Origin of the sequence: Sphaerisporangium krabiense, assembly GCF_014200435.1 — a bacterium.
In the GTDB taxonomy this organism is placed as follows: domain Bacteria; phylum Actinomycetota; class Actinomycetes; order Streptosporangiales; family Streptosporangiaceae; genus Sphaerisporangium; species Sphaerisporangium krabiense.
The window spans coordinates 5,584,278-5,602,035 of the sequence record NZ_JACHBR010000001.1; the positions used below are offsets into that span (position 1 = coordinate 5,584,278).

General features: G+C 74.0%; 14 protein-coding genes. 8 read left to right on the forward strand and 6 right to left on the reverse strand.

What is annotated here, in order from left to right:
- The first annotated feature begins 31 nt into the window (after positions 1–31).
- On the forward strand, positions 32–862 hold the full coding sequence (locus BJ981_RS24480; protein WP_184614105.1) for an SWIM zinc finger family protein: 831 nt from the start codon (positions 32–34) through the stop codon (positions 860–862).
- A 37-nt stretch (positions 863–899) separates the two neighbouring features.
- On the opposite strand, the gene BJ981_RS24485 is transcribed toward BJ981_RS24480, so the two are convergent.
- Together BJ981_RS24485 and BJ981_RS24490 are read right to left on the reverse strand one after the other, a co-directional pair.
- Complete coding sequence (locus tag BJ981_RS24485) at positions 900–3,371, reverse strand: VIT domain-containing protein (RefSeq protein WP_184614106.1); 2,472 nt, start codon at positions 3,369–3,371, stop codon at positions 900–902.
- Complete coding sequence (locus tag BJ981_RS24490) at positions 3,368–4,126, reverse strand: MerR family transcriptional regulator (protein ID WP_184614107.1); 759 nt, start codon at positions 4,124–4,126, stop codon at positions 3,368–3,370. Before BJ981_RS24490 ends, BJ981_RS24485 begins: the two co-directional genes overlap by 4 nt.
- A gap of 111 nt (positions 4,127–4,237) precedes the next feature.
- Between BJ981_RS24490 and BJ981_RS24495 the strand changes: the two genes are divergently transcribed.
- On the forward strand, positions 4,238–4,705 hold the full coding sequence (locus tag BJ981_RS24495) for a Dps family protein (RefSeq protein ID WP_184614108.1): 468 nt from the start codon (positions 4,238–4,240) through the stop codon (positions 4,703–4,705).
- A gap of 3 nt (positions 4,706–4,708) precedes the next feature.
- Here BJ981_RS24495 and BJ981_RS24500 read toward each other — a convergent pair whose 3' ends face one another.
- Both BJ981_RS24500 and BJ981_RS24505 read right to left on the reverse strand, forming a co-directional pair.
- On the reverse strand, positions 4,709–7,957 hold the full coding sequence (locus BJ981_RS24500) for a KAP family P-loop NTPase fold protein (protein ID WP_184614109.1): 3,249 nt from the start codon (positions 7,955–7,957) through the stop codon (positions 4,709–4,711).
- 216 nt (positions 7,958–8,173) lie between these two features.
- Positions 8,174–9,088 (reverse strand): bifunctional helix-turn-helix transcriptional regulator/GNAT family N-acetyltransferase, encoded by a 915-nt coding sequence (locus tag BJ981_RS24505; protein WP_184614110.1) that lies wholly within the window; start codon positions 9,086–9,088, stop codon positions 8,174–8,176.
- A gap of 170 nt (positions 9,089–9,258) precedes the next feature.
- Between BJ981_RS24505 and BJ981_RS24510 the strand changes: the two genes are divergently transcribed.
- The 3 genes from BJ981_RS24510 to thiI all read left to right on the forward strand — a co-directional run bounded on the left by BJ981_RS24510 (position 9,259) and on the right by thiI (position 13,011).
- Positions 9,259–10,266, forward strand: a complete 1,008-nt coding sequence (locus BJ981_RS24510; RefSeq protein WP_184614111.1) for a lactonase family protein — start codon at positions 9,259–9,261, stop codon at positions 10,264–10,266.
- A 229-nt stretch (positions 10,267–10,495) separates the two neighbouring features.
- Positions 10,496–11,521 carry a 6-phosphofructokinase gene (locus tag BJ981_RS24515; protein ID WP_184614113.1) on the forward strand — a complete coding sequence of 342 codons (1,026 nt, stop codon included), beginning with the start codon at positions 10,496–10,498 and terminating at the stop codon, positions 11,519–11,521.
- 269 nt (positions 11,522–11,790) lie between these two features.
- A complete protein-coding gene (thiI, locus tag BJ981_RS24520) occupies positions 11,791–13,011 on the forward strand; it encodes a tRNA uracil 4-sulfurtransferase ThiI (protein WP_184614115.1) in 1,221 nt (406 codons plus the stop codon).
- A 42-nt stretch (positions 13,012–13,053) separates the two neighbouring features.
- Here the strand turns inward: thiI and BJ981_RS24525 are convergent, their stop codons facing one another.
- Complete coding sequence (locus BJ981_RS24525) at positions 13,054–13,371, reverse strand: ArsR/SmtB family transcription factor (RefSeq protein WP_184614117.1); 318 nt, start codon at positions 13,369–13,371, stop codon at positions 13,054–13,056.
- Positions 13,372–13,496: 125 nt separating this feature from the next.
- On the opposite strand from BJ981_RS24525, the gene BJ981_RS24530 reads away from it, so the two are divergent.
- A complete protein-coding gene (locus BJ981_RS24530; protein WP_239138959.1) occupies positions 13,497–14,456 on the forward strand; it encodes an alpha/beta fold hydrolase in 960 nt (319 codons plus the stop codon).
- Positions 14,457–14,521: 65 nt separating this feature from the next.
- On the opposite strand, the gene aroF is transcribed toward BJ981_RS24530, so the two are convergent.
- Positions 14,522–15,562, reverse strand: a complete 1,041-nt coding sequence (gene aroF / locus BJ981_RS24535) for a 3-deoxy-7-phosphoheptulonate synthase (protein ID WP_184614119.1) — start codon at positions 15,560–15,562, stop codon at positions 14,522–14,524.
- 338 nt (positions 15,563–15,900) lie between these two features.
- Between aroF and BJ981_RS24540 the strand changes: the two genes are divergently transcribed.
- Positions 15,901–16,533 (forward strand): molybdopterin-dependent oxidoreductase, encoded by a 633-nt coding sequence (locus BJ981_RS24540; RefSeq protein WP_184614121.1) that lies wholly within the window; start codon positions 15,901–15,903, stop codon positions 16,531–16,533.
- 18 nt (positions 16,534–16,551) lie between these two features.
- Positions 16,552–17,742, forward strand: coding sequence for a histidine kinase (locus BJ981_RS24545; protein ID WP_184614122.1), 1,191 nt, complete (start codon positions 16,552–16,554; stop codon positions 17,740–17,742).
- Positions 17,743–17,758: the final 16 nt, after the last annotated feature.

Sequence of the window (17,758 nt, forward strand, 5' to 3'; positions counted from 1 at the left end):
GGCGCGCCCCGGCCGGGGGAGGAGGACTGAGATGCCGGTCGGCAAGGACGGATGGTTCGAGGCGGCGGCGCCGATCCGCGTCGAGGGGGGCATCCGGGCGCGCGGCAGGCGCGGGTCCCTCGGCGAGCAGTGGTGGTCGCGCCGGTTCGTCGACATCCTGGAGCGCGTCTGCGACCCCGGCCGTCTCACGCGGGGACGCGCCTACGCCAGGAAGGGCCAGGTCCTGGAGATCCACCTGGAGCCGGGCGTCGCCCGGGCCCGCGTCCAGGGCTCCCGGCCCGACCCGTACGAGCTGTCGATCACGATCGGCGCCTACGGCGAGGCCGAGTGGGAGAGCGTCCAGGAGGCGCTGGCCGGCGAGGCGCTGTACCGGGCCGCGCTGCTCGCCGGCGAGATGCCCCCCGAGATCGTCGAGGTCTTCGACCGGCTCGGCCTGCCGCTGTTCCCCTCCGAGCTGGACATGGAGTGCTCCTGCCCGGACTGGGGCCTGCCCTGCAAGCACCTGTCGGCCGTGCTGTACCTGCTGGCCGAGTCGTTCGACGAGGATCCCTTCCTCGTGCTCGCCTGGCGCGGCCGGGCCAAGGACGCCCTGCTGGACGCGCTGCGCGGCGCCGGCGACGACGACGTGCCCGCCGACCCGCTGCACGTGGAGGACGTGCCGTTCGCCCGGCGCGCGGGCGACTTCTACGGCCCCGCGGTCCCGCCGGGCCGGCTGCGCCCGCGCCCCACGCCCGCCGGCGCGCCGCCCGAACTGCTGCTCCGCGCCCTGGAGCCGCCGCCCGTCAAGGTGCGCCACATCCCGTTGCTGGACATCCTGCGCCCCGCCTACCGCGAGCTCGGCACCCGCGCCGACGGCCCCTGACCCCGCCCGGGCGCGGGGCCGCCGCACGCGGTCGTGATCAGGAGCGCTTCCAGAAGGACGGGCGGAAGCCGCGTCCGTGCTCCGGGCCCGCCGACCCGCCGTGCCCGCCGCCGTGTCCTCCGCCGTGCCCGCCGGTCAGTTCGGCGAGAAGGGCGTCCGTCCGGTGCCATAGCGCGTCCACGTCGGCGTCCGGGGACGTCTCGCACGCCGACAGCTCGGCGGCCAGGGCGGCGAGACGGTCCTCGCCGCCGAGGTAGGACACCAGGGCCGCCAGGCGGCTGCCCAGGTCGGCCAGGTAGCGGCGCCGCTCCAGGCCGGGCAGGTCCGCGGCGGCGCGCAGCCGGGTCAGCTCGGCGGTGAGCTGCGGCATGACGGTGTCGGGCGACAGCCGCACCGGCGGGGGCGGCGCCGGGGCCGCCTTGGGGCTCGGCGCGCGGAAGAAGGACCTGCCCCGCGCGGCCCCGGGACGCTGGGTCGTCCGCGGCAACGGGTCCAGCAGGTCGGGCACGTCCAACTCCTCCTCGTCCCCGCCGGGCACCCTGAAGATCGCGGGCGCCGCCGTCGCGAAGGCCATCGGGGCGGCCGCCGCCATGGGCGCGGGCGGGGCCGGCATGTCCCAGCCGCTCGGCATCTCCACCGGCTGGACCACCCGGTGCCGGGGGCCGCCCTCGGCGACCACGCGGGTGTCGACGGCCACGAACGCCGTGAACCGGCACAGCACCCCGTGCCGCAGCGACGCGGCGACGATCTCGTGCTCCAGCCCGTGCTCCCCGGTCGCGTAGCGGTCCTCCAGGCGGCGCAGGTGCGCCCTGGCCCAGATCGCCCGCGCGGCCGTGCCCGTGGCCGGCGTCCCGGTGAGGCGCCGCTCCCACGGCCGCCCCTCGGCGGTCAGCCCGTGGACGGTGATCGCGCCGCTCGCGGGGCCGCGGAACCGTCCCGAGACGGTGAGCGGCACCCCCGAGTACAGGGAGCCGAGGTGGGTGACGGTGGCGGGCAGCACGTCCAGGCCCTCGGCCTTGAGGGTCAGGCCGGTCACCAGCGGGGAGCCGATCCTGCGGTGGATGTGCTCCATGGCCTCGTCCAGCCGGTCCTCGGACTCGACCAGCTCGCACCGGCCGGCGCCGAGCCCGGCGAGCCTGCCGAGGAACCCGGCGTTGACGGCCCGGTCGATGCCGACGGTGTGGACGCGCACGGCGGCGAGCCTGGCGCCGAGGCGTTCCAGGATCTGGTCCTCGTTGCCGACCTGGCCGTCGGTGACCAGCACCAGCACGCCCTCACGCGCCGGGTCGGCCAGCAGGCCGAGCCCTTCCTCCATCGGCTGCAGCAGCTCGGTGCCGCCCCGGGCCTCCAGGCGGGCCAGGTGTTCGACCGCGCGGTACCGGTTGCGGTCGGAGGCGGGGACCAGGCCGGGGTCGAGGCGCTCGGGACGCTCCACCACCGAGTCGAACGACAGTACCGCGAACCGGTCCGCGGAGGTGAGCGTGTCGACGATGCGGGCCGCGGCCCGGCGGGCGGCGACCATCTTCCACCCGGCCATGCTGCCAGAACGGTCCAGCAGCAGCACCACGTCGCGGGGCCGCCGCTCGCCTGCCTCCTCCGGCGGCGGCAGCACGGTCAGGGTGAAGGTGCCGTCCCCGTCCTCCGCGTCACCCTCGCCGGGCACGGCCTCGGCATCGTCCCCGGCCGCGCCCTCGTGGCCCGCCTCGTCGGGGACCAGAGCCAGGGCGGCGGAGGCGGCGAACTCCAGGCGCAGCACGAAGTCCCGGTCCAGGCGCTCGCCCGGCCGCAGCCGTACGGTGTCCCCCTCCTGGTCCACCTCGTGCAGGCTGGAGCGGATCGCCGTCAGCTCCAGCCCCGCCGGGTCGACGCGGGCGCCGAGCTCCAGCCGCACGGGGTTGGGGAAGCCGGGCAGCAGCACCGGGGGAGTGATGCGCGAGGCGTCGGGCACGGCGTCGGTGTCGGGCGCGACGCCGTCCCCGGCGGAGCGGTCGGGAAGCGGCGCCCCGGGGATGTACCGGGGGGCCACGACGAGGGGGAAGCGGAACGTCGCGGCGCCGTCCTCGTAGGGGAGCGGCTGGCTGAGCGTCAGCCGCACGGTCACCCGCTCGCCGGGGAGGACGTTGCCGACCCGGATCGTGAACACGTCCGGGCGGTCCTCCTCGGCGATGGCGGCCCTGCGGCCCTCGGCCAGCGCGCGGTCGTAGTCCCGCCGGGCCTGGCCGCGCTCCTTCAGCACCCCCTCGACGACGCGGTCGGCGGCCTCCATGCGGAAGGACGTCACCGCGGCGCGGTCGGGCAGCGGGAAGATGTAGGTCGCCTCCAAGGGCACCTCGTGCGGGTTGCGGAACCCCTGGGCCACCTCGACGCCCGAGGTCAGGCCGGTGATCAGGGCCTCGACGCCGACGCTCTCCAACGGGAGGTTGCCCTTGCCGGTCCGCAGCGCGCCGAGCCCCGCGTCGGGCAGCGGCGCGTACTCACCGGGCTTCAGCGGGGTGATCGGAACAGTCATGCGTGCATCCCTTCGGACGGGCCGGGCCCGGGACGGACGGGGCCGGGGTGGGCGGTCTCCGTGCCGGCCTCCGCGCCGGCGGTGATGTCGCCGGGGGCCGGGGCCCGGCGGCGTGCGGCGAGCACCGCCAGGAGGGGACGCGCGGCCTCGCGCAGCGCGGCGACCTCGGCGGGGTGGGGAGCGGGGCCGTCGAGCAGCAGCGTGACCCCGGGCGCGAGCCGCACCCCGTGCACCAGCCACTCCGCGGCGCCGTCCGGGACCTCGCCGGCGCCGTCGGCGTGCGGGGCGTGGACGTTCGCGGCGGGCGCGGGCGGCGGGGCGGCCGGGCGCTCGGCCCAGAACCGGGCTCGTGCCGGGGGCGGCGAAACGGGGACGTGGTCGTCGGGTGCCGGGGGATCCTGGGGACCCTCCGGCGCGGGGTGGGGCACGTCCACGGCCATGGGGGCGGACGGGCGGGCGATCGCCTCCAACGTCGCGTCGGTCGCGCCGGCCAGCTCGGCCTGGATCTCGGCGATGGACCGGCCCTCGGCCTGGCGGCGTTTGACGGCGAGGAGCTGGAGCAGGTGCCGCCTGCCGTACAGGGCGACCCGGCCCCGGCGGGTGAGCGGCGGGTCCAGCAGGCCGATGGTCGTGTACCACCGGATCAGCCGCTCGTTGGGGACGTCGCGGACCCGGCCATTGGGGCGGCGCGCCGCGGGGCCGAGCAGGTCCGCCGCCCGCTCCGCCAGCTCGCCGATGGTCCAGGTGTCGCTCATACCCTCATAGTGACACTGCAATCATTACAGTGTCAACGTTTAGGATGCCGCAGACCGGTTAGGGCGAAATACGTAAGAGGCCACAAATGACTCTTGAGGGGGAGAATCTTCATGGCCCACATCACCAGCCCGCTGCCGGCCGACAAGCAGAAGATCGTCGGTGAGGCGCTGCAGGGCGCGCTCATCGATCTCCTCGACCTCTCGCTCGTGGGCAAGCAGGCCCACTGGAACCTCGTCGGGCGGAACTTCCGCTCGCTGCACCTCCAGCTCGACGACATCGTCGCGCTGGCCCGATCCAGCGCCGACTCCGCGGCGGAGCGGGCGGTGGCCCTCGGCGTCAACCCCGACGGGCGGGCCGCCACGATCGCCCGCGACACGCGGGTGCAGCAGCTCGGCTACGGCTACGTCGAGGACGCCAAGGTCATCGAGGTGTTCACCGAGATACTCGGCTCGATGATCGCCCGGATGCGCGAGCGGATCGAGGCGACCGACGACGCCGACCTCGTCACCCAGGACCTGCTCATCGCGGTGACCGAGGAACTGGAGAAGCACCACTGGATGGTCCAGGCGCAGCGCTGACGGTCACAGCACGTCGCGCGCGAGACCGGAGACCGAGGGCGGAGCGGACAGCAGGGCGCGCAGCGCGTCCCAGCGCGCCGTGCCCGCACCGGCGTCTCCGGCCAGCCCCGCCTCGCCGAGGGCGCGGGCCCACTCCCGGTGCCCCCGGCCGGACGCCGCCCGTTCGAGCCGCTCCAGCACGGTGCGGCCACGTCCGGGCGCCCGCCGGGGCTCCGGCGAGGGGCGCGGGGGAGGCTCGGAGGCGAGCAGGGTCAGCAGGTGCGGCCAGCGCACCGCCAGCACGGCCAGCTTGGCCACCTCGTCGTCCGTCGCCCGCGGCCCGCCCGCCAGCGCGCGCCGGTAGGTGACGAACGAGTAGAATCGGAACACGTTGACGTACCGCTTGAGCTCACGCGGGTTGGTCAGCGTGAGCGCGGGCAGCACCCGCTCGATCGCCGCGCAGGCGTTCTCGTCGCTGTAGATGTCGTCGTAGACCCGGTCGGCCGCCAGCCGCGCCGCCGGGCCCAGCCCGCCGATCGCGTCGCCGGAGACCGCGGGGAAGGCGGGGGAGGCGGCGGCCCGCGACGGCGGGAGGCGCCCGTTCACCCGCGCGGCGAGGGCATCGCCCGCGGAGGCGACCCGCCGCGCGGAGGCGGGGCGTGGCGCGAACACGATCCGGGCGCGGCGCGAGAACAAGCCGGCCCGCGGCGGGGACACCGGACGCCCGCCGATGGTGTCCTGCACGCGGCGCGCGACGGCGTCCAGGTCCTCCGCGGTGGGACGCAGGGCCCTGATGGCGGCCTCCATGCGGTCGACCAGCTCGGGATCGGCCCGCTCGGCCGGCGCGGCCGGGCCGTCCCCGGGGCGGGCGAGCGGGGGAACGGCGGGGACGTCGAGCAGGGAACGCAGGTAGGCGGGCACGCGGTCGTCGTCGTCCATGAGCGGCACGCTCAGCGGAAGCTGGACGATCTTCTCCAGGAACCGCCAGCCGAGCCCGGACCGCTCCGCGCCGCCCGGGGCGACCGGCGGCAGGCCGCCCGCCAGATCGCGGTAGGCGGCCTCCACGTGCGCCGCCACCACCTCCGGCTCCATCGCCAGCACGAACACGCAGTTCGGGAACTCCCCGGCGAGGAACAGGTTGATCGCCTCGATCACCTGCGCCACCGTGCCGGGCGAGCACCGGTCCAGGTCGTCCACGAACACCACCAGGGGACGCTCCTCGGTCGCGACCATGCCGAGCACCCGCCGCATGTCCGTCTGCACCAGGTGCAGGAACCCCGTCCGCGCCCGGTACCCGGGGTCGGGCGTCAGCTCGCCCGCCTGCTCGCCCGCCAGCAGGTCGGGCTGGCGCACCAGACCGCGGAAGGCGGTGTCGGCCGACTCGCGGAAGAAGCGCGCCAGCCGCACCGCCGCGGCGGCCAGCACGATCAGCGGCCCCCCGGCCCCGGCGGCGGCGGCCGTCCCGCGCAGCAGCGAGGCGGCCGAGGGCAGCAGCGCGCCGGCCGCCAGCGAGGCCCCGGTGAGCACCAGCGTCGCCGCCAGGGCCAGGACCAGCGGCAGCAGCCGCGTCGCGACCAGGCCGTAGGCGCGCCTGCGCACGGCCTCCCTGTCGACGCGCGACAGGTTCAGCGTCAGCCAGAACCGCTCCCGCTCCCCGCGCGGCAGGCGGCAGGTGACCTGGCTGATGATCTCGTGCGCCAGCCCCGCCCACACCTGCTCGCCGTTCTGGTACATCCACGGGTTGAACCACACCGTCGGCCGCCAGTCCGCGGGCCGCAGCGGCAGCTCCCCGGGCACGGCCCGCGCGGCCGCGTCCGGCTCTGGCCGCCTCGCCCGGGCCAGCACCTCGGCGTTGGTCACCCTTCCCCTGACCTCCGGACCCAGGTGGATGCCGGTGGGACGGTCCTCGGCGGCCCCGGGGTCCAGCACGTCCTGGATCATCCGCATCAGCGAGGTCTTGCCCGCCCCCCACGGCCCCTTGATGCCGATCGTGAGCGGCGGCCGGGTGTCGGGATGACGGACGAACGCCGCGACCGCCTCGGCGTGGACGCGGTGGCCGAGCCGGTCGCGCAGCGTCCACCGGTCACCGGTGAGCCGGGTCCTGGGCCGCACCGGCCGCCGCGCCGCCCGCCACCGGCGCAGGATCGCCGACACGTGCGCGGGCTCCCCCGGCTCCAGCCGTCCCGCCACGGCGTGCCGGACCTCCGGCCCCACCGGCCCGGACTCCGCCCCGAGCAGTCCCCACCCCAGCAACTCCTCGACGACCTCGCTCGCGCTCCTTCCCGCACGGAGAGGCCCGGCGGCTCCGGCGCCCACCCCGGCGGACGGCTCGTCGTCTCGGGAGCCGGCGAGGCCAGAGGGGGCGTCTCCGGAACCCGCGACGGTGGGCGGCGGGTGGTCGTCCAGGAGGAGCGTGGCGATCTCGGGGGTGAGGGGCTCGTCGCCGGGGAGCAGCGCGGAGCGGCGCAGCAGTCGCCGGGCGTCTGCCCCGAGGTGGACGTCGTAGACGCGGTTCACGAGTTCGGCGGCCGAGGCCGGCGGCACCGTGTCGCCGAGCGCCGCCAGGCGGGCGAGCGCGGGGCCGAACGCCGCGCCGAGGTCGCGGGCCGCCCGCCGTGGGGAGGCCACGCCGACCCGCTCGCCCTCGCCGTACGTGAGCAGGAACGGCCGTCGGTCGCCGCCCAGCGCGGCGCAGCGCTCCTGGGCGTACCGGAACAGGTCGCCGACGGAGATCGTGCCGTCGTGGTCGAGGTCGGCCTCGCCGGACAGGACGCCGTCGGCGAGGATCGCGGTAAGCGGCACCGGGCGGCCCGGCCGGCCGCCGGGGTCCATGGTCGCGCTGGTGGTGAGGGCCGCGGCCGCCGCCACCGGCTCGCCCCGCACCGGCAGCCGGCCGCTGTCCTCGTGCGGCGGGCCGGGACCGGCGGCGACCAGCCAGCCGAAGTCGACGACCAGCAGCAGGGCGGCGCCGTCGGACCGCTCGACGCGCCGGGCGAACCCATCGATCAGGACGCCGAACTCGCGCCGTCCCCACCCCGCCTCGGTGGACCAGCGCACGAGGAGCAGGTCGCCCGGCTCCACGGCGTCGAGGAAGGCCCCCACCCGCTGGTGGTCGGCGGCGTCGCCCTCGGCCGTCTCGACCGCGTACCCCTCCGTGGCCAGGGCGTGCGCCAGCCTGCGCGCCGCCCTCGGCTCCTCGCGGTCGAGGAACACCAGGGCCTTGCGCGCCCGGATCGTCGGGGCGGGCGGCGTCGAAACGATCATCGAGGTCATCGGCGGCTCCCAGGGCCGGGCGGCGGGGCTCGGCGCCCCTGGACCTCCGGCCGCACGACACGGCGCTCACCCGACGATCCCAGGCGACCAGGCCGACCTTAGACGCGACGCGAGCACCCCCGCCGAACCCCTGCCCAAGCCTTGCCCGCCCTTGGCGCGGCACGGCCGAACGCCTCACCGGACGGCACAGAGCCGGGTGCCGGGGTCGCGCGTGGATCAGAGGTCGCGGGACCAGGTCTGGGTGGTGATCTCGTCGCCGTAGGCGTGCTCGCGGTGCTGTTCTTCCAGTTCGAAGCCTGCTCGCTGGTAGATGCGGCGCGCGGCGGCCAGCACCTCCACGGTCATGAGGACGATCCGCGTGTAGCCGGCGCGACGGGCGAAGGACAGGCACTCCTCGACCAGACGCGCCCCGATGCCCATGCCCCGGGTGGACGGCTCGACGAGCAGCAGCCGGAGCCGCGCCGTCCGGTCGTCCTCACGGACGCACAAGATGGACCCGGCGGGCTCGCCGTCGACCTCGGCGATCCAGCACGCCTCGCGTTTGGGGTCGTGGTCGCGGACGTATCGGGCGACGATGTCCGCGACACTCGCCTCGAAGGTCTCGTCCCAGCCGTACTCCTCGGCGTACAGCACGCCGTGGCGGTGGACGATCCAGCCCAGGTCGCCGGGGCGCGGCGGCCGGATCACGTACGGCTCGCGGCGCGGGCCGCCGCCGTCGAGGATGCGCCGGATCGCGGCCATGGAGGACGTCAGCCGCCGCCGTTCCTCCCCGGTGAGGGGGGTCAGCAGGTCCCGCACCTCCACGGCCGAGGCCGTGTCGAGCGCCGCCGCCACCTCCGCGCCGAGCGGGCCGAGGCGGACGACCTGTTTGCGGGCGTCGGCGGCCGAGCGGGCGCGGGTGACGAGCCCGCCGTCCTCGAAGCGGGCCAGCATCCTGCTCAGGTGGCCGGCGTCCAGGCCGAGCAGCCGCCGTAGCGTCCCCGTCTCCATCTCGTCGTGGGCGCGCAGCTCGAACAGCACCCTGGCCTCGGTCAGCGAGTAGTGCGTGTCGTGCATGCCGGCGCCGAGCACGCCGATGACGCGGGTGTAGAAGCGGTTGAACGCCCTGACCTCGGCGACGAGATCGTCCATTCATTGCTCCAATCAACGAATTCGTTGACCAAGTCAAACATAGGGTGATCGCGGCCGCCAGCCCCCCGTGGCCTGACGATCCGCCCGGACGCGGAGGAAATCCGTCAAGAGAGCGACGATCCGGCCGCGAAGGGTGATCAAGGACGGGCCGGGACGCTATCGTCGGTGCCATGACTTCGGGGATCGCAGACGACGTGCTCTACATCGGCGGCTACACACCCGACACCGGAGGGTCCGGCACCGGGCTCACGGTCGTCCGGCGCGAGAACGGAGCCCTGACCGCGCTGGCGGAGGTGGCCGCGTCCGGCCCCTCCTTCCTGGCGCTCCACCCTCGCCTGCCCGTCCTTTACGCGGTGCTGGAGCGCGAGCAGGGCGGGGTCGCCGCCTACTCCGCCGACGCCCGGGGCCCGCGCCCGCTCGCCGACGGCACCAGCGGCGGGTCCTACCCCTGCCACCTGGCCGTGGACCCGACCGGCTCCTGGCTCGCGGTGGCCAACTACGGCGACGGCACCGTCGCGATCTACCACCTCGGCGAGAACGGGCTGTTCGACGGCCCGCCCCGGCTGTTCCCGCACCAGGGCCACGGGCCCGACCCCGCCCGGCAGGCCGAGCCGCACGCCCACCAGGCCACGTTCGGCCCCGGCCGCGTGCTGCACGTCACCGACCTCGGCACCGACGAGGTCCGGCGCGTCATCCTCGGCACGGAGCCCGAGCCGCACCCGGAGGGCCCCGCCCACCTGCCGCCCGGCAGCGGCCCCCGGCACATGGTCCACCACGAGGGCCGCTGGTACGTCGTGGGCGAGCTGGACGGCATGATCACCGTCCTGGACGCCGACTGGCGCGTGGCCGCCCGGGTGCCCGCCAGCGGCGCCTCCGGCCAGAACCACCCCTCCCACGTCGAGGTGTCCCCCGACGGCCGTCACCTCTACGTCGCCAACCGCGGCCCCGACACGATCGCGGTGTTCTCGCTCGACGGCGAGGCGCCGTCCCTGGTGGCCGAGTCCGGCGCGGGCGGCCTGTGGCCGCGCCACTTCGCCGTGGCCGGCGACCGCATGTACGTGGCCAACCAGCGTTCCGACTCCGTGGCCACGCTGGCGCTGCGCGACGGCGTCCCGGAGGTGACGGGCGAGGAGTTCAAGGTCGGCAGCCCGTCCAGCGTCCTGGTGGCGCGCGCCTGATCCGCCCCTCCCGCGGACCCGGGCGCGGACCGGCGTCCGAGTACGGTACGGTCTAATCGCTTGGTCTAGACCAATGTGCGCGCCTGCGGCACAATGCCTTGCGGTGGCGGCCGCATCGGCGATGCTCGACGTCCCGGTGACCTGGCAGGACTCCGGCGGCGCCGACCTTTGCCGGTGACCGCGGAGAGCACCGTAGTCTGACTGTGAACCCCATCGGGAGGAACCCGCCATGCGTATCGGAGTACTGACAGGGGGCGGCGACTGCCCCGGTCTCAACGCGGTCATCCGTGCCGTCGTCCGCAAGGGCGTGGGCGTCTACGGCCACGAGTTCGTCGGCTTCCGCGACGGCTGGCGCGGCCCGCTCGAGGGCGACACGATGCCCCTGGAGATCCAGAGCGTGCGCGGCATCCTCCCGCGCGGCGGCACGATCCTCGGCTCCTCGCGCACCAACCCCATCAAGATCGAAGGCGGCGTCGACCGCATCAAGGCCAACCTCGCCTCCGGCGGGGTGGACGCCCTCATCGCCATCGGCGGGGAGGACACGCTCGGCGTCGCCAAGCAGCTCTACGACCGGGGCGTCAACGTCGTCGGCGTGCCGAAGACGATCGACAACGACCTCAACGCCACCGACTACACCTTCGGCTTCGACACCGCGGTCAACATCGCCATGGAGGCCATCGACCGCCTGCACACGACGGCCGAGTCCCACCACCGCGCGCTGATCTGCGAGGTCATGGGCCGCCACGCGGGCTGGATCGCCCTGCACGCGGGCATGGCGGCCGGGGCCAACGTCATCCTCATCCCCGAGAAGCCGTTCGACATCGACAAGGTGTGCGAGTACGTCGAGAGCCGCTTCAAGATCAGGTACTCGCCGATCATCGTGGTCGCCGAGGGCGCCCACCCGATCGAGGGCCAGCTCGCCCTCCAGGCCGGCGAGCTCGACGCCTTCGGCCACGTCCGCCTCGGCGGCATCGGCGAGGTCCTCGCCCGCGAGATCGAGAAGCGCACCGGCAAGGAGGCCCGCACCACGGTCCTCGGCCACGTGCAGCGCGGCGGCACCCCGAGCGCCTACGACCGCGTGCTCGCCACCCGCTTCGGCCTGCAGGCCATCGACGCCGTCAACGACGGCGACTTCGGCAAGATGGTCGCGCTGCGCGGCACCGACATCGTCCGCGTCGGGCTGGACGCGGCGACCTCCGAGCTCAAGACCGTCCCGGTGTCCCGGTACGAGGAGGCCGAGGTCTTCTTCGGCTGACGGGCCCCGCCACGCGCTCCCGCCGTCGCCCCCGGCCGCTTCCCGGCGCCCGGGGGCCAGGGCCGTCCGGCGGCCGGCGTGAAGCAGGGGAGAGGGCGGGCGGCGGCGCCCGCGTGGGCGGTCTGTCACCTTCCGGTGAGGCGGCCGGGTGCCGTCCGGCGGTCCGGCAGGTGGCCATCCGGGATAAATTGAGTGGTGCCCGCAGGCCGGAACGGTCCGCCGTCCCGGCGCGCGTCCGGCCTGACCCTCACGCCCCGAAAGGCAAGTCCATGTCCGTCGTGCCCCCCTCAGCGCTGGGCGAGCCCTGTGTCCTGCTCAAGCTGGGCGAGGTCGTCCTCAAGGGCAGGAACCGCGAGCTGTTCGAGCGTCGCCTCCAGGCCAACATCAAGTCGGCGCTGAAGGACTCCGGGCTCCGCGTGGACCTGCGCCAGCGGCACGGCGTCATCGCGATCCTGCTGCCCGAGGGCACGAGCGTGGACGTCGCCGACGCCGTCGCCGCGCGCCTCACCGACGTCATCGGCCTGGTGTGGATCCACCGCGCCTGGCGCGTCGCCAAGGACCCCGACGCCGTCACCGCCGCCGCGCTCGAACTCGTCGCCGGCCGCACCGAGGTGATCGAGCGGCGCGCCACCTTCGCCGTGCGCTCCCGCCGCCGCGACAAGCGCTTCCCCTTGCGTTCCAACGAGCTCGACCGCCTGGTCGGCGGCGAGATCAACGACAAGTACGGCCTGCCGGTCCGGCTGAAGAACCCCGAGCTGACCGTGCACATCGAGGTCGACAGGGACGAGGTCTTCGTCTTCACCGACGGCATGCCCGGCCACGGCGGCCTGCCGGTGGGCATCAGCGGGCGCGGCCTCGTGCTGATGTCCGGCGGCATCGACTCGCCCGTGGCGGCCTATCGCATGATGCGGCGCGGCCTCGATCTGGACTTCCTGCACTTCTCCGGCATTCCCTTCACCACCTCCGAGTCGATCTACAAGGCGTACGCGCTGGTGCGGGCGCTCGGGAAGTTCCACGGGAAGGCGCGGCTGTTCGTGGTGCCGTTCGGCAAGGCCCAGCAGTCCCTGCGCAGCTCCGGCGCCGACCGGCTGCAGGTCGTCGCCCAGCGCCGCCTGATGCTCAAGACCGCAGAGGAGGTCGCCCACCGGCTGCGGCGCAACGTGCTGGTCACCGGCGACTCGCTCGGCCAGGTCTCCTCCCAGACCCTGCAGAACCTCACCGCGCTGGACGACGCGGTGGCGATGCCGATCCTGCGCCCGCTCATCGGCATGGACAAGACCGAGATCATGGCGGAGGCCCGCCGCATCGGCACCCTGGCCATCTCCGAGCTCCCCGACGAGGACTGCTGCACGCTCCTGGCCCCCCGCCGCGCCGAGACCCGCGCCAAGATCGCCGACCTGCGCCAGATCGAGAAGCGCCTGGACGCCGAGGAACTCGCCGTCCAGCTCGCCGCCTCCATCCAGGAGTACAAACTCGACGACCCACGCTGACCGCCGGGGTCGGCGCGGGACCGGTTCGCGCCTAGAGCGTGCTCACTCACCACTGCTTTCCGCCACGCGGTCGAGAACGATGTCCAGGAGGCCGGGGAAGCGGGATTCCAGTTCGGCGCGGCGCAGGGTGAGGTAGAGCTTGCGGCCCGCGCGGCGCTGGTGGATCACGCCGCTCTCGCGCAGGATTCGCCAGTGGCTGGTCATGCTCGACTTGGGCACGTCGGGCGAGATCTCGCCGCAGAACCTCTCTTCGCCGGAGGCCAGGGCCCGCGCGATGTCCAGCCGGATCGGGTGCCCCAGCGCGGCCAGCACATCGACCAGCTCGATCTTCTCGATGTCGGGATGGTGCAGTTCGGCCATGCGTCCACTGTACGGGATTTTCGTACAGTTTCGTCCTTTGGCTTGACATTCCTCATCTGACAGTACGAACATCTCGTACCGTCAATCGTACGTGATCCACGTACAGTCAAGCCATAAGGAGCGCCATGGCCATGTCGCCCGACGACGCCCTGCACGACACCGCGCTCGCGGCGTCGCTGGAAGGGAACTTCTCCAGCCGTCACGCCGAGGTGAACGGAGTGCGCCTGCACTACGTCGAGGGCGGGGCCGGTGAGCCGCTGCTCCTGCTCGGCGGATGGCCACAGACCTGGTGGCAGTGGAACAAGGTCATGCCCGCACTGGCCCGCCGCCACCGGGTGATCGCCGTGGACCTGCGCGGCATGGGAGGCTCCGGCAAGCCCGCCGGCGGCTACGACAAGAAGACCATGGCGGCCGACGTCCACGCGCTCGTCCGCCACCTGGGCCTGTCGGCGGTCAGCATCGCCGGACACGACATCGGCGCCATGGTCGCCTACGCCTTCGCGGCCAACCATCCCGAGGCGACCACGAAGATCGCGCTGTTGGACGTCCCCCACCCCGACAGGACGTGGTCCGTGTTCGGCCTGCTGCCCGAGCCCGACCAGCACCTCGACTCGGTCATCGAGGCCGGTGCCCGCTCCTACCTGTGGTGGTTCGCCTTCAACCAGGTCCGTGGCCTGCCCGAGCGCCTGCTGGAAGGCCGCAGCCGGCTGCTGGTCGACTGGCTGTTCGACCGTCAGGCCAAGGACCCGGCCTCCATCGACGAGCGATCCCGGCGGGTGTACGCCCACGCCTACTCCACCGCCGACGCCGTACGCGCGGGCAACGGCTGGTACCAGACCTTCACCCGCGACATCGACGACGAGCAGACCTACGGGCGGGTGAGCGCACCGGTCCTCGCCCTCGGCGGGGACGAGAGCAACTACGTCCACCTGCGCGAACTCATGCCGTCCAAGGGTACGGACGTCCAGGTGGCCGAGGTCGCCGACTGCGGCCACTACATCCCCGAGGAACAACCCCAGGCCGTCATCGACGCCCTGACCGCCTTCCTCGGCCGACCGCGCCATCCCCTTCCCGTGAGCCCTTGACGCGGTCGCGGTGACTCCGCCAAGGGCCCGCGGGCCGGGCTCGGATCCTTACCCTCCGGCCGCTCTCAGGCGACCGGTGTCAGGTCCGCGGTGGCGGGGAGGCGGTTCATCAGGGGAGCGAAGGTGTCGATCACCGTGGACAGTTCTTCCAGGTCCTCCCGGACCAGCGCCTGGGGGCCGTCGCAGAGGGCGCGCTCGGGGTGGGGGTGCACGTCGATGATCACGCCGTCGGCGCCGGCGGCGATGGCCGCGCGGCTGAGCGGCATCACCAGGTCGCGGCGCCCGCCGGAGTGGGAGGGGTCCACGATGACGGGCAGGTGGGACAGGCGCTGGGCCACGGGGACGGCCGAGACGTCCAGGGTGTTGCGGGTGGCGGTCTCGAACGTGCGGATGCCGCGCTCGCAGAGCACGATGTCGAGGTTGCCGCGCTGGGCGATGTACTCGGCGGCCATGAGCCACTCCTCGATGGTGGCGCTCATGCCCCGCTTGAGCATGACGGGCCTGCCCGCCGCGCCCACCGCCTGCAGCAGCCCGAAGTTCTGGGCGTTGCGGGTGCCGACCTGCAGCATGTCGGCGTAGGAGGCGACCAGCTCGACGTCGTGGGCGTCCACGACCTCGGTGACGATCGGCAGCCCGGTCTCGGCGCGCACGTCGGCGAGGATCCGCAGCCCGGCCTCGCCGAGCCCCTGGAAGGCGTACGGGGAGGTGCGCGGCTTGTAGGCGCCGCCGCGCAGCAGGCCCGCCCCGGCCGCCCGCGCCATCAGGGCCGCCTCCAGCGTCTGCTCGGGGGTCTCCACCGCGCACGGCCCGGCGATCAGCGTGAGCGTCCCGGGGCCGATCGGGACGCCGCCCACGCGCACGGTCGAGCGTTCGGGGTGGTTCTCCCTGCTCACGAGCTTGTAGGGCGTGCTGATGCGCACCACGTCGGCGACGCCGGGCATGCTCTTGAGGTTGAGCGTGGCGAAGCGGGTGACGTCCCCGACCAGCCCGATGATCGTGCGGCTGACGCCGCGGCTGACGAACGCCTCGCCGCCCGCCGCGGCGATCAGCGTGACGATGCCGTCGGCGTCCTGCCGGGTGGCGCCGGGACTCATGACGATGACCATGGTGGATGCCCTTTCTGGGTGATCCGCTCTTGTCGTGGACCGTGCTCTGTGCTGATCGCCTGGACCGCCGTGCCGCCGTTCATGGTCCCGGAAACGCGAAGGCCCCGGGTCCGACGGACCCGGGGCCTTCGATCACGTTTGCCTCAGCGCAGCGTCTGAGGGCGAACGGCCACCTCCCAGGGTCCGTCGCCATACCAAAACTCATACACGCTACGCATCGCCGGAAAGTCTAACGCATCCGCGCGGACGGATCGGCGGCCCGGCCCCGCACGGGGGCGGAGTCCGTCAAGTGGGGTGCCGATGACCCGCCGTCACCACCGCGATGGCAGGATTGCTGCGTGCCGGATCCAAGCGAGGAAGACCGACTGCCCCCCGGGCAGCACGTCCCACGCGGCCGCCCGGTCATCCACTACGGCCGGGTCCCGCAGTTCCGGCCGGAGCGCTGGAGTTTCCTGGTGTTCGGGGCCACCGCCTCGGGCGAGGAGGCCCGCTTCGGCTGGCCGGAGTTCTCCGCGCTGCCGCGCGTCACGGTCCTGGCCGACTTCCACTGCGTCACCAAGTTCTCGCTCATGGGGAACGAGTGGCGCGGCGTCTCGGCGGCCACCCTGATGCGCGCCGCGCCGCCCGCCGAGGGCGTACGCCACGTCATGATCTGGGGCGAGTACGGCTACAGCGCCAACATTCGCATGTCCGATTTCGCGCGCGATTCCACCCTCTTCGCCACGGAGTTGGACGAGAAGCCACTGAGCCCCGAGCGCGGCCACCCCGTGCGCGTCGTGGTGCCACACCTGTACGCGTGGAAGAGCGTGAAGTGGGTGCGCGCGGTCGAGTACATGATCGACGACCGTCGAGGGTTCTGGGAGGAGCGCGGATACCACAACGTGGGCGATCCCTGGCGCGAGCAGCGGTACTCCTACCAGGAGGACGCCGACGACGGTCCTTCGTGGTTCGGGCCCGATCACGTTACGTGACCCATTACGGTTTCCCGCATGCTCGACACCGGCTGGGCGCTGCTGTGCGCCCTCAGCGGGATGCTCGCCTACGTCCTCGGCCGCCGGGGCGCCGCCGCCCGCGGCGCCGCCCCGCGGGACGACGCGACCTTCGCGACGCTCCACGAGGCCGCCATGGCCGCCCCCTACCTGCGCGCCGGCCTCGCCCGTGACGCGGCGCGCAGGGCCGTGCGGCACCTGCGCGCGCTGGTCGGGTCCTCCGCGCTGGCCGTGACCTCCCTGGACCAGCTCCTGGCCTGGGACGGCGACACCGAGCCCCCGGCCGAGGAGCACACCCGCGACCTGCTCGGCCACGTCCACGGCGTCCTGGCGGGGGGCCGGCCCTACCTGCTCTCCGGCGACGAGCTGTTCTGCGAGACCGAGGACTGCGCCGTCCGCAGCGCCGTCGTCGTCCCCCTGACCGTCGACGGGCGGGTCATCGGCGCGCTCGCCGCCTACGACGCCGAGGTGGACGCCGCGCTCGTCCGCGCCGCCACCGAGGTCGGCCAGTGGGCGTCCGGGCAGCTCGAACTGGCCGAGCTCGACGCCACGCGCCGCCGCGCCCTGTCGGCGGAGACCCGCGCCCTGCGCGCCCAGATCTCGCCGCACTTCGTGTGCAACTCCCTGGCCACGATCGCCTCCTACACCCGCACCGAGCCCGACCACGCCCGCGAGCTGCTGCTGGACTTCGCCGAGTTCGCCCGCCACGCCCTGCGCCGCGCCGGCGACTTCACCACCCTGTCCGACGAGCTGACCTGCGTCGACCGCTACCTGTTGCTGGAGCGCGCCCGCTTCGGCGAGAACCTGCGGTTCGCCGTGGACGTCGTGCCGGAGGTCCTGCCCGTCCCCGTGCCGTTCCTGTGCCTCCAGCCCATCGTCGAGAACGCCATCACCCACGGCATCCGCCGCCGGGGCGGCACCGGCGAGGTCACCGTCGTCGTGCGCGACGCCGGGGGCGAGGTCCACATCACCGTCGAGGACGACGGCGCCGGCATGGACCCGTGCCGGGTGCGCGAGATGCTGCACGGCGGCCCGCCGAGCGGTGAGGGCGGCGGCATCGGGCTGGCCAACGTCGACGTGCGGCTGCGCCAGATCTACGGCCAGGACTACGGCCTCACCATCGACACCGCCCCCGGTGAGGGCACCACCGTCCGCATGCGCGTGCCGAAAATGCGGCCAAGCCATGACTAAACACAGCTGAACCGCT